13 protein-coding genes are annotated in these 15,988 nt (G+C 43.6%); 11 read left to right on the top strand and 2 right to left on the bottom strand.

Annotated features, from left to right (window positions below):
• Nucleotides 1-236: 236 nt before the first annotated feature.
• Nucleotides 237-1,562, top strand: a complete 1,326-nt coding sequence (locus MHH54_RS15695) for an MATE family efflux transporter (RefSeq protein WP_342500407.1) — start codon at nt 237-239, stop codon at nt 1,560-1,562.
• Between the two features lie 20 nt (nt 1,563-1,582).
• On the opposite strand, the gene yvfG is transcribed toward MHH54_RS15695, so the two are convergent.
• Nucleotides 1,583-1,798, bottom strand: a complete 216-nt coding sequence (yvfG, locus tag MHH54_RS15690; protein ID WP_003213121.1) for a protein YvfG — start codon at nt 1,796-1,798, stop codon at nt 1,583-1,585.
• A 70-nt stretch (nt 1,799-1,868) separates the two neighbouring features.
• On the opposite strand from yvfG, the gene rpoN reads away from it, so the two are divergent.
• Complete coding sequence (rpoN, locus tag MHH54_RS15685; RefSeq protein WP_342500406.1) at nt 1,869-3,167, top strand: RNA polymerase factor sigma-54; 1,299 nt, start codon at nt 1,869-1,871, stop codon at nt 3,165-3,167.
• A gap of 170 nt (nt 3,168-3,337) precedes the next feature.
• Nucleotides 3,338-4,075, top strand: a complete 738-nt coding sequence (locus MHH54_RS15680) for a FadR/GntR family transcriptional regulator (protein WP_003213412.1) — start codon at nt 3,338-3,340, stop codon at nt 4,073-4,075.
• Between the two features lie 27 nt (nt 4,076-4,102).
• On the opposite strand, the gene MHH54_RS15675 is transcribed toward MHH54_RS15680, so the two are convergent.
• Nucleotides 4,103-5,545, bottom strand: coding sequence for a sigma 54-interacting transcriptional regulator (locus MHH54_RS15675; RefSeq protein ID WP_327821588.1), 1,443 nt, complete (start codon nt 5,543-5,545; stop codon nt 4,103-4,105).
• A 208-nt stretch (nt 5,546-5,753) separates the two neighbouring features.
• Between MHH54_RS15675 and MHH54_RS15670 the strand changes: the two genes are divergently transcribed.
• The 8 genes from MHH54_RS15670 (at nt 5,754) to eno (ending at nt 15,903) form a co-directional block, all read left to right on the top strand.
• The gene (locus tag MHH54_RS15670; RefSeq protein WP_034620135.1) at nt 5,754-6,950 is read left to right on the top strand and encodes an ornithine--oxo-acid transaminase; all 1,197 of its coding nucleotides are present in this window, start codon (nt 5,754-5,756) and stop codon (nt 6,948-6,950) included.
• Nucleotides 6,951-7,056: 106 nt separating this feature from the next.
• Entirely contained in the window at nt 7,057-8,472 is a 1,416-nt protein-coding gene (locus MHH54_RS15665) for an amino acid permease (protein ID WP_003213035.1), read from the top strand.
• Nucleotides 8,473-8,786: 314 nt separating this feature from the next.
• Complete coding sequence (locus tag MHH54_RS15660) at nt 8,787-9,824, top strand: sugar-binding transcriptional regulator (protein WP_003212739.1); 1,038 nt, start codon at nt 8,787-8,789, stop codon at nt 9,822-9,824.
• A 31-nt stretch (nt 9,825-9,855) separates the two neighbouring features.
• Nucleotides 9,856-10,863 (top strand): type I glyceraldehyde-3-phosphate dehydrogenase, encoded by a 1,008-nt coding sequence (gene gap, locus MHH54_RS15655; RefSeq protein ID WP_003212811.1) that lies wholly within the window; start codon nt 9,856-9,858, stop codon nt 10,861-10,863.
• Between the two features lie 213 nt (nt 10,864-11,076).
• Nucleotides 11,077-12,261, top strand: coding sequence for a phosphoglycerate kinase (locus MHH54_RS15650; protein ID WP_342500405.1), 1,185 nt, complete (start codon nt 11,077-11,079; stop codon nt 12,259-12,261).
• Between the two features lie 30 nt (nt 12,262-12,291).
• Nucleotides 12,292-13,053: a triose-phosphate isomerase gene (tpiA, locus tag MHH54_RS15645; RefSeq protein ID WP_342500404.1), complete on the top strand. Its 762-nt coding sequence runs from the start codon at nt 12,292-12,294 to the stop codon at nt 13,051-13,053.
• The gene (gpmI, locus tag MHH54_RS15640) at nt 13,046-14,581 is read left to right on the top strand and encodes a 2,3-bisphosphoglycerate-independent phosphoglycerate mutase (protein WP_050944194.1); all 1,536 of its coding nucleotides are present in this window, start codon (nt 13,046-13,048) and stop codon (nt 14,579-14,581) included. The genes tpiA and gpmI overlap by 8 nt, the downstream gene beginning before the upstream one ends.
• Nucleotides 14,582-14,610: 29 nt before the next feature.
• On the top strand, nt 14,611-15,903 hold the full coding sequence (eno, locus tag MHH54_RS15635) for a phosphopyruvate hydratase (protein WP_342500403.1): 1,293 nt from the start codon (nt 14,611-14,613) through the stop codon (nt 15,901-15,903).
• The last annotated feature ends 85 nt before the right edge of the window (nt 15,904-15,988 follow it).

Raw genomic sequence — 15,988 nt, 5'->3', positions numbered from 1 at the left:
CTTTTAGAAGAGGCTCAGCGTGTAGACAAACCCTCGCATTCGTTGTCAGGTCTGCGCGCTGGTGCTCACGAATGTTCAATTCGCTCCGCAAAAGTAGCTGCCCTTCCTAGACTTCAAAGGTTTTCTATCACGCTGAAAAGAAGACAAAGTGCTAAAATAAAAATCATTTTAGCACTTTGTCAACAATCTAAGCCTCTTTTAGAAGAGGCTATTTTTCATGAAAGGCAGGTGGCATCGTGAACCATCGAGCGTATTTAGCTTTAGCCGTTCCTTTAACCATCTCAACGATGACCACTCCATTACTTGGAGCTGTTGATACAGCTGTTGTCGGTCAGCTTGCCAATCCCGCGTATATTGGAGGCGTCGCAGTTGGCAGTCTCATTTTCAGTACACTCTATTGGCTCTTTGGTTTTTTGCGGGTGAGTACATCTGCTTTTGCCGCTCAAGCAAATGGGGCGCAGAGTGAAGAGCAGGGCGTACTTGCTTTTCTAAGACCCTTTTTAATTGCCATCATTGTCGGCCTTTGTTTTATTGCCCTGCAATGGCCCATTATTCAATCTGCTTTTCTCGTGATCTCTCCGGCTGCGGATGTACGGCAATTTGCAGCAGATTATTTTCATATTCGGATTTGGGGTGCGCCGTTTACCTTGATGAATTATGTGATATTAGGCTGGCTGATGGGAATGGCAAAAATGAAAGAAGCCCTCTCTTTACAAATCTTGATCAATGTCATGAATATGGTCCTTGCCCTCCTGCTTGTTCATGTGTTTTCGTTTGCAGTCAAAGGGGTGGCAGCTGCGACATTGATATCTGAATTAACCGCCTTTGTGCTAGGCGCATGGATCATTATGAAGCATTCAAAAAACGGGTTCCAGGTGCCGTCTATTAAGAAAATTATGGATACACAGGCAGTTCAGAAAATGTTTCATGTGAATAAAGATTTGTTTATTCGGACGATTTGTCTCCTTGTCGTGATTAACATGTTTACAGCAAAAGGTGCTTCTTTTGGAACAGAAATGCTTGCGGCCAATGCCATCTTATTTCAAATTCACTACATCATGGCTTATTTGTTCGATGGTTTTGCCAATGCATCCAGCATCCTTGTGGGCAGATCAGTTGGTGCAAATGACCGCACCCTTTATGAGAGAACCTTAACCCTTTCAAGGCAGTGGGCACTTGTCATGGCATGCGTCATTGCGTCGGTTTATTTTCTCTTAAAAGAGCCGATCTTGGGCTTGTTTACAAATCTTCCCCGTCTTCTAGATGTGACATTAGGCTATGCAGACTGGCTCGTTCTCTATCCGTTTGCCGCTTGTTTCGGTTTGGTCATATACGGCGTATTTACAGGTGCGACAGAAATTGCCCCTGTCAGAAATTCGATGCTGTTTGCGATGATCTTGTTTATCGTTGTTCAAGCAGCGGTCACGCCTATTTGGCACAATCACGGATTATGGTTTGCTTTTATCATCTATACTGTAGGACGTTCTGGTTTTTTGATGATGTACAAATCAAGGCTGGATCGGAAGCTTTTTGCAAATGAAAAACACCCTTTGCCATCGTGACAAAGGGTGTTCTTTTTCGTTCATTCGCTTTCTTTTTTCACCTTTTGATACGCCTCATCAAGGTGCTGAATTCGCTTCAAAACCACAGCATTTTTGGTCAGCTGGTCTTGTACAAGCGTTGACACGACTGAGCGGTAATAGGCATTCATGGCATGAATCTTGTCTTCATTTTGATTCATGGCGATGTGTTGTTTCAAGTTGTCAACAAAGTATGGAACGGAAAAAAGTTCAGACATGGGAATCACTCCTATTTCGTATATACGGTCCGTCAATCTTCATGTAAAATGATGAGAGGGAGGGGAGACAATGAGCCTTAATCTGCAACAAGAACAAGTATTAAAGCAGGTGCTCACACCAGAACTCAGGCAGGCCATTACATTGCTCCAGCTGAATAGCACTGAGCTTGGCGAGTATCTTGACCAGTTAGCGCTTGAGAACCCTCTGATTGAGCGGAAAGACACGGACAGCTATCAACCAGTTTATCATAAAAAATCTCAAGACCGAATGACAGAGCCGTATCGAACGCATCAAAAAGAAAGCCTGCAAATGTATTTAAAGAAACAAGCCATTGATTTGAATCTAAGTGAAAAGAATCAAAGGATCTTTCATTTTATGATCGAGTCCATTGATTCCAATGGCTATTTAAATGAACCGGTTGACGAGATGGCAGCTGTCTTAAAGGTGTCAGTTGAAGAAGTTGAAGCCGTCCTTCATCAGCTTCAATCGCTAGAGCCTGCCGGTATTGGCGCAAGATCTTTACAAGAATGCATCCTGCTTCAGCTGAGAAGAAAAAAGGAGCGCTGGTATGAAGCCGAGCTGATCATCGATGAGCACTTCTTTCTCTTTGCAAGAAAAGCATGGAAGGAAATCGCGGCGAAAACAGGTATTTCCATGAAAACACTTCAAGCGGTACAAGATGAGGTGTCGCAGCTTGAACCAAGACCAGGCATCCATTTCTCATACGAAGAAGACCATGTGTATATAGAGCCGGATGTGACGATTACTGTCGTGCAGGACCACATCACATTTGAGCTGAATCAGCGCGCTTTCCCAGACGTTGAAATGAATGAAGGATACTTCGCTATGATTCAAGACCGAAAGCGGCATGAAGCATATGTGTATCTAAAGGAAAAAGAGCAGCAGTACAATTGGCTTGTCCAGGCGCTGAAGCAAAGAAAACAAACGATGACCCATGTCGTTCGTGAGATTATCTTACACCAGACAGATTTTTTCCTTACAGGGAAACATAAAATGAAACCGCTTACGATGAAGCGTATCGCAGATATATTGCAAGTGCATGAGTCAACAGTCAGCCGAACGGTGAAAGGGAAAATGGTGCAAACCCCTTATGGCCTCATGGAAATGAAGCAATTTTTCCAAGCAAAGCTAGAAGGACCCTCACTGGAAGAGGCGTCCAGCTACACAGTCAAGACGTACATCACAGAGCTGATCCAAACGGAAAATAAGAAAAAACCGTATTCAGATCAGCAAATGATGACGCAGCTACAGCAAACCTTTGGCATCCGAGTGTCGCGCAGAACCATTGCGAAATATCGTGAACAAATGAATCTTCCATCATCTACACTGCGGAAGCGCTATGATTAAAAAGAAGTACTTGCCAGAAACATGGCAGGTGCTTTTTTAGTTGAAAGCGAGGCATACAGAAGATTTTTTGAAAATTAAATCGGGGAGACGTGTGAACGGAAATTTTGGGGTAAAGTATAAGATAGGGCATGAGCCGAAAAGGGTAGACAACAGTGATGAGGTGAGACCAATTGAAATATAAACAAATCAAAACCAAAAAAATATATGAAGAAATTGCGGATGCATTAATCGAATCGATTCGCACTGGTGAGCTTCTTCCGGGAGAAAAATTAGATTCGGTTCAATCGCTCTCAGAAAGCTTTCAAGTCAGCCGTTCCGCTGTGAGAGAGGCGCTGTCTGCTCTCAAAGCGATCGGATTAATAGAGATGAAACAAGGGGAAGGCACATATGTGAAGCAGTTCGATCCTGAACAGCTCGCATTTTCTTTATCTCCTGCATTTTTAATGAAGCAGCATGATGTCAGGCAGCTCCTTGAAGTGAGAACCATTATTGAAACAGGTGCTGTCAAAAAGGCGGCGCTGCTTCGGACGGACGATGACCTACATCAGCTGCGTGATGCACTTGAACAAATGAAGCTGGCAGAAGCCCATGAAGAAATTGGTGAAGAGGCAGATCTTACCTTTCATCTCGCCTTAGCCAAAGCCTCGAAGAATGATGTATTAAAGGTGTTAATGAATCAAGTCTCATCCTTGTTAGTAGAAACGATGCGGGAAACGAGAAAAGTCGTGTTATTCTCAACGAAAGCCTCCATTCGGAAGCTTTACGAAGAACATGAACAAATTTACAAAGCCATCGTTGCAAGGCAGCCAGAAGAAGCAGAGAAAGCGATGCTTACGCATTTGAAAAATGTAGAAAATCTGCTCGGTGATGTGCTGCAAAAACCAGCAGAACAGTCAGATACACAATAAGCTGTGCCGAATGATGGCACAGCTCTATTATTGACGAGAAATATGTAGCTTTTTCATTCGATATTGCAGACTTTGCCTGCTCATGCCCAATAACTTTGCAGTCTGTGAAATATTATCGTCCATTTTTTCTAAGTAATGGACGATGTATTGTTTTTCGAATCGTTCCATTTGGGTTTGGAAATCAGTCGTCTGTTCTGGGCTTGTATACACAAAGGTGTCAGCAGCTGCGGTTTGCTGCAAAGAATTTGTTTGCAATTGCGCCTTAGGACGGACTTCCCCGTGCTTAAATCTAAAATGATAGGGAAGGTGATGCATGCTTAAGTCGTCTTCATCCATCATCATATTCATCCCCGCCTCAATCACATGCTCCAGTTCTCTTACATTGCCTGGCCAATGATACGCCTTAAAAAGGGCAAGTACCTCTTCATCAGCCGTCTTCACCTTCATTTGAAACAGCTCATTATATTTTTGAATAAAATGATTCACAAACGTAGGAATGTCCTCTTTTCGTTCAGAAAGCGGCGGAATAAATAAGGTGACAATACCGAGACGATAAAATAAATCCTTGCGCATGCGTCCACCTGCGATTGCATCCACAGGGTCCTCATTCATATTGGCAATCACTCTTACATCAACAGCAATTTCCTTTGTGCTTCCTAGCCTTCTCACACGTTTCTCCTGTAAGACGCGCAGTAGTTTTGCTTGAAGATGAGGATTTAGTGAGTTGATCTCATCTAAAAGCAAGGTTCCTCCTTGCGCCTGCTCAAATAAGCCAGGCTGATCAGCTGCTCCCGTAAAAGCCCCTTTTTGTGTACCAAAGAGCAGGCTTTCAATCAAATTATCAGGCAGTGCCGCACAATTTTGAGTAATAAAAGGTCCAGATGACCGGCTGCTGCCGTTATGAATGCTTTGAGCAAACAGCTCTTTCCCAGTCCCAGTTTCGCCAACAATGAGCACATAGGAAGAGGTGCGTGTCGCTCGTTTCGCATGCTCAATCACCTCTAAAAAGGTAGGGCTTTGTCCAATAATAGAATCGAAGGTAAAGCGGGTGCTTCCTTTTTTCTTCATATTGTGATGAATCAGCCGTTCCAGCTTGGTCACATCATTCGAAATTTCAACTGCCCCTTGAATGAGACCATCTCGAACGAGTGGGTATGTATGGTTAATCGTTGTGATTTCTTTTCCGTTGTAATTATGATACGTCTGCTTGGCATGTACGGTTTGTTTCCCGGTACGCAGCGCTTGGACAAGTGTACTGTGCATCTCATCTTGAAAGGCGAAGAAATCGAGTACATTTTTATGGAGAACATCTGAGCGTTTTAAAGACTCGATCTCCATCATTTTTTTATTATAAACAACCGTATGTCCATTCTCATCAATAGCATGAACCCCGACATCAATTAAATCGAGCATTTGTTTATATAAATCAATCTCATTTTCAAGCTTTGCGGCATGCAGATCTTTTTTCAATTGCGCCACCTCCTGACGTTACCTCTATTTTACATGAAAAATTTTGCGGTTTCCTCTAAAAAATTTGGCGTATGCAAAGAAACTTTGCGTAATTAATGAAGTAGACCCCATGATCAAGCGGTCAGAAAGTTGGCACGATCCTTGCATAACATATGGATGAAGATGAACCCAATTGAAAGAAGCTACCTTACAGAAGGAGGAATAGATGATGACGACACAGACAAATGAATTGATTCAACAAACAGAGCAATATGGAGCGGCAAACTATCATCCGCTGCCAATTGTCATTTCTGAGGCTGAGGGAGTGTGGGTGACAGACCCTGAAGGCAATCGATATATGGATATGCTGAGTGCGTATTCCGCAGTGAACCAAGGACATCGCCATCCCCGCATTATTGAAGCGCTCAAAAAACAGGCAGACCGCGTGACGCTCACCTCGAGAGCCTTTCATAATGATCAGCTTGGTCCTTGGTATGAAAAAATTTGCAAACTGACGAATAAAGACATGGCACTGCCAATGAATACAGGTGCTGAGGCTGTAGAAACCGCTGTAAAAGCAGCGAGACGCTGGGGCTATGATGTGAAAGGAATCGAAGAGAATCGTGCAGAAATCATTGCGTGTGTTGGCAATTTCCATGGGAGAACGATGACGGCTGTATCTCTTTCCTCAGAAGCAGAATACCAAAGAGGTTTCGGCCCAATGCTTCCTGGAATTAAGCTAATTCCTTACGGAGATATTGAAGCGTTACGTGAAGCGATCACACCACAGACAGCGGCTTTCCTCATTGAGCCGATTCAAGGAGAAGCGGGGATTGTCATGCCGCCAGAAGGCTTCTTGAAAGAAGCCAAAACGCTTTGTGAGCAAGAAAATGTGCTGTTCATTGCGGATGAGATTCAAGTGGGGTTAGCACGAACAGGTAAGATGTTTGCGTGTGATTGGGAAGACATTGAGCCAGATATGCTGATTCTTGGGAAAGCTTTAGGCGGCGGAGTATTCCCAATCTCGTGTGTTGTAGCAAACCGCGATATTTTAGGCGTGTTTAACCCTGGTTCTCATGGGTCTACCTTCGGAGGAAATCCTCTTGCGTGTGCAGTGTCGCTTGCTGCACTGGATGTTTTAATCGACGAAAAGCTTGCAGCACGCTCTATGGAGCTTGGTGAATACTTCAAAGACAAATTGGCACGCATTCAAAGTCCTGTGATTAAAGAAGTGCGCGGCCGCGGACTATTTATAGGCATGGAGCTGACAGAGGCAGCTAGACCTTATTGTGAAAAGCTGAAGCAAGCAGGTTTGTTATGTAAGGAAACTCATGAAACAGTCATCCGTTTTGCACCACCACTGACCATTTCAAAAGCAGATTTAGACTGGGCGATTGGTCATATTGAATCACTGTTTCAAGCTTAAATGGCAAAGGGGGAGGAAGCTTCACTTTCTCCCTTTCTTTTTCAACGAACAGCGAATTTTGTCAAAGGATGCTGAATAGAAGAGGGAAAGTGGGGAAGTGGATTTGATGCAAGAACAGCATAATGAACTAGAGCGTTCCATGAAAAGCAGACATCTCTTTATGATTGCCTTAGGCGGCGTCATCGGTACAGGGCTTTTCCTTGGGTCAGGGTTGATTATCCATCAGGCAGGACCGGGGGGAGCCATTCTATCGTTTATCATTGGCGGATTTTTAATGTATTTGGTCATGCTCTGTCTTGGAGAATTAGCAGTGGCGATGCCAACAGCCGGTTCCTTTCAGGAATATGCAACCAAATATATAGGCCCGTCCACAGGCTTTATGATCGGCTGGCTGTATTGGTTTAGCTGGGCGTGTACGATTGGTCTGGAGTTTACATCAGCAGGCATATTGCTCCAAAGGTGGTTTCCAGATATTCCGGTTTGGCTCTGGTGTCTAGCATTTAGCGTGATATTATTTGCCGTGAATGCCATCTCTGCTCGCAGCTTCGCTGAAACGGAGTTTTGGTTTTCAGCCATCAAGGTTGCGGCCATCCTATTGTTTATTATCATCGGAATTGGCGCAATTTTCGGAATGATTCATTTAAAAGGCGGAGAACCAGCCCCTTTATTTCGTCATTTGACGGATCATGGCGGACTATTTCCTAATGGTGTTTTTGCTATTTTATTAACCATGGTCACGGTCAATTTCTCCTTCCAAGGAACAGAACTTGTAGGGATCGCAGCAGGTGAGAGTGAAAGCCCTGAAAAAACATTGCCTCGATCAATACGGAATATTATTTGGAGAACGATGGTCTTTTTCGTTTTATCAATTGCGGTTCTAGCGGCACTTCTTCCATGGCAGACAGCAGGCGCTGTCGACAGTCCGTTTGTGGTCGTGCTGGACAAGGTCGGCATCCCATATGCTGCAGATATCATGAATTTTATTATCATCACAGCTGTCTTGTCTGTAGCAAACTCTGGATTATATGCATCATCACGTATGCTCTGGTCGCTTTCAAAGGACGGGAAAGGACCTGCCTTTACGAAAAAGCTGTCCAAGCGTAAAATCCCGATCAATGCATTATTGGTGACAATGGGTGTATCCGCTCTATCTCTGCTCACAAGTATTGTGGCACCAAAAACGGTGTATGTGTGGCTTATTTCGATTTCTGGAATGGTTCTTGTTGTGGTGTGGATGTCCATTTGTTTGTCTCAATATTTCTTTAGAAAGCAATTCATAAAAGACGGGGGAGATGTAAAAGATCTCGTCTTCCGTACACCGCTCTATCCATTTGTCCCACTAGCAGGCTTCATCGCATTTGGCATCGTGCTCATTAGCTTATTTTTTATCGAGGATCAGCGGATCGGTCTTTATTGCGGAATCCCGTTCATGGCTGCCTGCTACATCATTTATTATCTCAAAATCAAACCGAAGGAAGAGGCAAAGCGTTTCGCCGAAGAGGAAGGAATCCCAAAAACATAAAAGACGACTATATCAAAAAAGTGTGTATGCGGACCTCTTACGCATGCACACTTTCATTGATGAATTCATTCAATATAGAAGAAAATAAAATATTTCGAAAAGAAAAATCATAGCAAGAACCTTGATGACAAGCAGGCTATCGGTGAAAATGTGTCTATTTTTTGTCTAAATGTGTTTGTAATAGTTGAAAATGCAAGATGATCCTGTTAAAATAATTAAAGAAAGCAGGGATTGATTTTTTTTGGCTGTGGCGGGACGTTTTTTGTCACAGTGGGACGTTTTTAGTCCAACGTGAAAAGAAAGGGTCGTTAGCCATGAATCGTTTATTGGAAGCTCAAAAAAAATTATTGCCAGATCTTCTCATCGTTATGCAAAAACGCTACGACATTTTGCAGTACATCAGATTAGCTGAACCAATCGGCCGCAGAAGTCTTGCGACGAGTCTTGGTCTCAGTGAGCGCATCTTAAGAGCTGAAGTTCAGTTTTTAAAAGAACAAAATCTGCTGGATGTCAAAACGAGCGGCATGATGCTGACGAGTGAAGGCCACGCTTTGCTTGAAATGCTTGAAGGAATGATGAAAGACGTTTTAGGTTTAACCTTTTTGGAAAATACATTAAAGAGGAAGTTAGGCCTAGAAGAAGTCGTGATCGTTTCTGGTGACAGTGACGAATCCCCGTGGGTGAAGCAAGAGATGGGAAGAGCTGCTGTCCAATGTATGAAAAAAAGGTTTACTGGAAATAATATCGTCGCCGTCACTGGCGGAACGACGATGGAAGCCGTTGCCGAAATGATGACCCCTGATGCCAAAAACAGAGACATGATGTTTGTCCCTGCGAGAGGCGGTCTTGGGGAGAATGTAAAAAATCAGGCAAACACCATTTGTGCCCACATGGCTGAAAAAGCTTCCGGTACTTACAAACTGTTGTTTGTTCCAGGACAGCTGTCAGAAGGTGCTTACTCTTCCATTATTGAAGAGCCGTCAGTCAAAGAAGTGCTTCAAACGATTAAATCATCCACGATGCTCATTCATGGAATCGGTGAAGCAAAAACAATGGCGATGAGACGAAACACACCAGCTGAAGATTTAAAAAAGATTGATGAGCATGACGCAGTGACAGAGGCCTTTGGCTATTACTTTAATCGTGATGGTGAGGTCGTCCACAAAGTGCACTCCGTCGGCATGCAGCTAGATGATTTAGAAAGCATTCCACACATCATTGCTGTTGCAGGTGGATCATCAAAGGCAGGGGCCATTGAAGCTTATTTCAAAAAACCCCGCCGAACGGTTCTCGTCACAGACGAAGGAGCCGCAAAAGAGTTATTAAGGGAGTCAATTGATCCCTCAATATAAAACATTGTGACCTATAAAAGGAGGAAACATCATGGCAGTAAAAGTCGGTATTAACGGATTTGGACGTATTGGACGTAACGTATTTCGTGCAGCATTAAACAATCCTGAAGTTGAGGTAGTAGCGGTTAACGATCTAACAGACGCTAACATGCTTGCACACCTTTTACAATATGACTCTGTTCACGGAAAACTAGATGCAGAGGTTTCTGTAGACGGTACGAACTTAGTAGTGAACGGTAAAACAATCGAAGTATCAGCTGAGCGTGACCCTGCGAAATTAAGCTGGGGTAAACAAGGCGTAGAAATTGTTGTTGAATCTACTGGATTCTTCACAAAACGTGCAGACGCTGCAAAACACTTAGAAGCTGGCGCTAAAAAAGTCATCATCTCTGCTCCTGCTAACGAAGAAGATATCACAATCGTTATGGGTGTAAACGAAGACAAATACGATGCAGCTAGCCACGATGTCATCTCTAATGCATCTTGTACAACAAACTGCTTAGCTCCATTTGCAAAAGTACTTAACGATAAATTTGGTATCAAACGCGGTATGATGACAACTGTTCACTCATACACAAATGACCAACAAATTCTTGATCTTCCGCACAAAGACTACCGTCGTGCTCGTGCAGCTGCGGAAAATATCATCCCAACTTCTACAGGTGCTGCGAAAGCTGTTTCACTTGTATTGCCTGAACTTAAAGGTAAATTAAACGGTGGCGCTATGCGTGTTCCAACACCTAACGTTTCTTTAGTTGACCTTGTGGCTGAATTAAACCAAGATGTAACTGTTGAAGATGTAAATGCAGCACTTAAAGAAGCAGCTGAAGGAGAACTTAATGGAATCCTTGGCTACAGCGAAGAGCCATTAGTATCTGGTGACTACAATGGTAATGCAAACTCTTCAACAATTGATGCTCTTTCTACAATGGTAATGGAAGGCAGCATGGTGAAAGTCATTTCTTGGTACGATAACGAGAGTGGATATTCTCACCGCGTGGTTGACCTTGCAGCTTACATTGCAAAACAAGGTCTTTAATTTGTCACACTGAAGGAACTCACTTGGTTCTTTCCTATAGACACGATATAATGAAGACGGACAAGGGAAGGGGAAGCATCCCTTTCCCTTTTTCTCTGTTTTTATCCGTTCTGCACGATTTCTCGTTTTGATGAGGGCAAAATGGGAAAAGGATAAAGAGAGACTTGTCCAATGCGTAAGGAAACCAGAATAAAGGAGGATCTCCTGACGAGCATGAATAAGAAATCAGTAAAAGACATTGACGTAAAAGGTAAAGTTGTGTTCTGCCGCGTAGATTTTAACGTTCCAATGAAAGACGGAAAAGTGACGGATGATACTCGTATTCGCGCAGCATTACCAACGATTGAGTATTTAACAGGACAAGGCGCAAAGGTACTACTAGCTAGTCATTTGGGTCGTCCGAAGGGTCAAGTTACTGAAGAACTGCGTCTGACACCTGTAGCGAAACGTCTGCAAGAGCTTCTTGGACAAGAAGTGAAAAAAGCGAATGAAGCTTACGGCGACAACGTAAAAAAGCAAATCTCTGACTTAAAAGAAGGAGATGTGCTAGTGCTTGAAAACGTTCGTTTCTATCCTGGTGAAGAAAAGAACGATCCTGAACTATCAAAAGCATTTGCTGATTTAGCCGATGTGTATGTCAATGATGCATTCGGTGCTGCACACCGTGCACATGCATCCACTGCTGGTATTGCAGCATATCTTCCGGCTGTTTCTGGCTTCCTCATGCAAAAAGAGCTTGAGGTTCTAGGAAAAGCCATTTCAAACCCTGATCGCCCATTTACAGCGATTATTGGTGGCGCAAAAGTAAAGGATAAAATCGGTGTGATTGAAAGTCTTCTTGATAAAGTGGACAACCTCATCATCGGCGGCGGACTTGCTTACACATTTGTGAAAGCACTAGGCCACGAAGTAGGAAAATCTTTATTAGAAGAAGACAAAGTCGATTTAGCGAAATCCTTTATGGACCGTGCAAAAGAAAAAGGCGTGAACTTCCTGATTCCAACAGATGTTCTGGTAGCCGACGACTTTTCAAATGATGCGAATACAAGCATTGTGCCAATCTCTGAAATTCCAAGTGATCTAGAAGCACTTGATATTGGAACAGAGACAATAGGCAAGTACGCTGATGTTATTAAAAACAGCAAGCTTGTTGTTTGGAACGGACCAATGGGTGTATTTGAAATCGACGCATTCGCTAAAGGAACAAAAGCAATCGCAGAAGCACTGGCAGAAGCAAAAGATACATATTCTGTCATTGGCGGTGGAGATTCAGCAGCAGCTGTTGAGAAATTTGGTCTTGCTGATCAGATGAGCCATATTTCTACAGGCGGCGGCGCTTCACTTGAATTTATGGAAGGCAAAGAGCTTCCAGGTGTTACTGCATTAAACGATAAATAAGACCAAAACTGCTATAAGGAAGTGTCAATCATGAGAAAACCAATTATAGCTGGGAACTGGAAAATGAACAAAACACTTGGCGAAGCGGTTAGCTTCGTTGAAGAAGTCAAGTCATCCATTCCATCTCCTGACAAAGTGGAATCCATTGTCTGTGCGCCAGCCCTTTTCCTTGAAAAGCTAAACAGCCTTTCTAACGGAACAGACCTTAAAATTGGTGCACAAAACATGCACTTTGAAGAAAATGGTGCATTCACTGGTGAAATCAGCCCTGCTGCGCTAAAAGATCTTGGCATCGGCTACTCAGTGATCGGTCATTCAGAGCGCCGTGAATTCTTCGCTGAAACAGATGAAACAGTGAACAAAAAAGCACATGCTGCATTCAAGCATGGCATCGTTCCAATTATCTGTGTAGGTGAAACGCTTGAAGAGCGTGAAGCTGGCAAAACAAATGAACTTGTCGCTGATCAAGTGAAGAAAGCACTAGCTGGTTTAACAACTCAGCAAGTTTCTGAATCTGTTATTGCATATGAGCCAATCTGGGCGATCGGTACAGGGAAATCTTCTACAGCGAAAGATGCAAACGACGTTTGTGCGCATATCCGTCAAACGGTTGCAAGCGAATATGGTCAAGAAGCGGCAGACAGCCTTCGCATTCAATATGGCGGAAGCGTGAAACCTGCGAATATTAAAGAATATATGGCAGAATCCGATATTGACGGTGCTTTGGTAGGCGGCGCAAGCTTAGAACCTCAGTCTTTCGTTCAATTATTGGAGGAAGGTCAATATGAGTAAGAAACCAGCTGCATTAATCATCTTAGATGGATTCGGTTTAAGAGGCGAAACAGTTGGTAACGCTGTTGCCCAAGCAAAGAAACCGAACTTCGACCGCTACTGGAACGAATTCCCGCATCAAACCTTAACGGCTTCAGGTGAGGCAGTAGGCCTCCCACAAGGTCAAATGGGGAACTCTGAAGTTGGGCATTTGAACATCGGTGCAGGACGCATTGTGTATCAAAGCTTAACAAGAGTGAATGTTGCCATTCGTGATGGGGAATTTGAGAAAAACGAAACGTTCTTAGAGGCAATGACTTATGCAAAAGAGAATGACAAGGCCCTTCATTTATTCGGTCTCCTGTCAGACGGCGGTGTGCACAGCCACATCCAGCATCTTTTTGCCTTGCTGAAACTAGCGAAAAAAGAAGGCTTAACAAAAGTATACATTCATGGCTTCTTGGACGGACGTGATGTTGGTCAAAAGACAGCCAAAGTGTACTTAAAACAGCTTGAAGAACAAATCAAAGAAATCGGTGTCGGAGAAGTGGCAACACTTTCTGGACGCTATTACTCAATGGACCGTGACAAACGCTGGGATCGTGTGGAGAAAGCATATCGCGCGATGGCGTATGGTGAAGGCCCAAGTTATCAAAACATCTATGATGTCGTTGATGACTCCTATGAAAATGGAATCTACGATGAATTCGTTATTCCATCTGTCATCACGAGAGAAAATGGTGAGCCAGTTGCAAAAGTAAACGACGGCGATTCTGTGATTTTCTATAACTTCCGCCCAGACCGTGCAATCCAAATTTCGAACACCTTCACAAATGAAGATTTCCGCTCGTTTGATCGCGGAGAAGCACATCCGAAGCATTTACACTTCGTCTGCTTCACACACTTCAGTGAAACGGTTGATGGCTATGTTGCCTTCAAACCAGTGAATTTGGATAACACAGTAGGAGAAGTGCTAGCGCAAAATGGATTGAAACAGCTGCGGATTGCTGAAACAGAGAAATATCCTCACGTGACGTTCTTTATGAGCGGTGGACGTGAAGAAGAATTTCCTGGTGAAGACCGCATCTTGATCAATTCGCCAGATGTGGCAACCTATGACCTCAAGCCAGAAATGAGCGCTTATGAGGTAAAGGATGCACTAGTTGCAGACATCAATGCTGACAAGCATGATGCGATCATCCTGAACTTTGCTAACCCGGATATGGTTGGTCATTCAGGTATGCTTGAGCCAACAATCAAAGCCATTGAAGCAGTAGATGAATGCTTAGGAGCTGTTGTCGACGCAATCCTAGCAAAAGGCGGACATGCCATCATCACGGCAGACCACGGTAACGCAGACGTGCTGATTACTGAAGAAGGAAAGCCGCATACTGCACATACGACAAACCCTGTTCCAGTCATCGTAACGAAAAAAGGTGCAACGCTTAGAGAAGGCGGCATTCTAGCCGATCTATCTCCAACGCTTTTAGACTTACTTGGTCTTGAAAAACCAAAAGAGATGACAGGAACATCATTGATTCAGAAATAACAAATTGATTCAAAAGGAGAGAAATAACGATGCCATACATTGTTGACGTATATGCACGCGAAGTATTAGACTCTCGCGGTAACCCAACAGTTGAAGTAGAAGTTTACACAGAATCTGGCGGCTTTGGCCGTGCACTAGTACCAAGTGGTGCCTCTACTGGTGAATATGAAGCAGTAGAACTACGTGACGGAGACAATGACCGTTACCTTGGAAAAGGTGTTCTGACAGCTGTAAACAACGTAAACGAAATCATTGCACCAGAGCTTTTAGGCTTTGATGTAACTGAACAAGTAGCAATTGACAAAATGTTAATCGAACTTGACGGAACAGAAAACAAAGGGAAATTAGGCGCAAACGCAATCCTTGGCGTATCTATCGCTGTAGCACGTGCGGCTGCTGATTTCTTACAAATTCCACTTTACCAATACCTTGGTGGATTCAACTCCAAAACGCTTCCAGTGCCAATGATGAACATCGTCAACGGCGGAGAGCATGCGGATAACAACGTAGACATTCAAGAATTCATGATTATGCCTGTAGGTGCACCTAACTTCCGTGAAGCACTTCGCATGGGCGCACAAATCTTCCATAGCCTGAAATCTGTATTAAGTGCAAAAGGCTTAAACACAGCTGTAGGTGACGAAGGTGGATTCGCTCCAAACCTTGGTTCTAACGAAGAAGCACTTCAAACAATCGTTGAAGCGATTGAAAAAGCTGGTTTCAAACCAGGTGAAGAAGTGAAACTTGCAATGGATGCTGCATCTTCTGAGTTCTACAACAAAGAAGACGGTAAATATCATTTATCAGGCGAAGGTGTTGTGAAAACATCTGCTGAAATGGTTGACTGGTATGAAGATATGGTATCGAAATACCCAATCATCTCGATCGAAGACGGCCTTGATGAAAACGACTGGGAAGGTCACAAACTATTAACTGAGCGCCTTGGCAGCAAGGTTCAGCTAGTAGGAGATGACTTGTTTGTGACAAACACGAAGAAGCTTTCTGAAGGAATCAAAAACGGCGTTGGTAACTCAATCCTAATCAAAGTAAACCAAATCGGTACATTAACTGAAACATTTGATGCAATCGAAATGGCAAAACGTGCAGGATACACAGCTGTTATCTCTCACCGCTCTGGTGAAACAGAAGACAGCACAATTGCAGACATCGCTGTTGCAACAAACGCTGGACAAATCAAAACAGGTGCTCCGTCTCGTACGGACCGTGTGGCGAAATACAACCAATTACTTCGCATCGAAGATCAATTGGCTGAAACAGCACAATATCACGGCATTGCAACATTCTATAACTTGAATAAATAATGCCAGCAACGCGCTGCGTTCCGCTCTTATAAAAGAGTGGGCACAGCGTTTTTTTGTGTTGAATGAGATCCCGCAGCTGTTTCAA

The sequence above is a fragment of the Bacillus sp. FSL K6-4563 genome (assembly GCF_038630405.1).
Classification (GTDB): domain Bacteria; phylum Bacillota; class Bacilli; order Bacillales; family Bacillaceae; genus Bacillus; species Bacillus pumilus.
The sequence above is the reverse complement of the archived record's forward strand: the minus strand, read 5'-3'. Positions and strand labels throughout refer to the sequence as shown.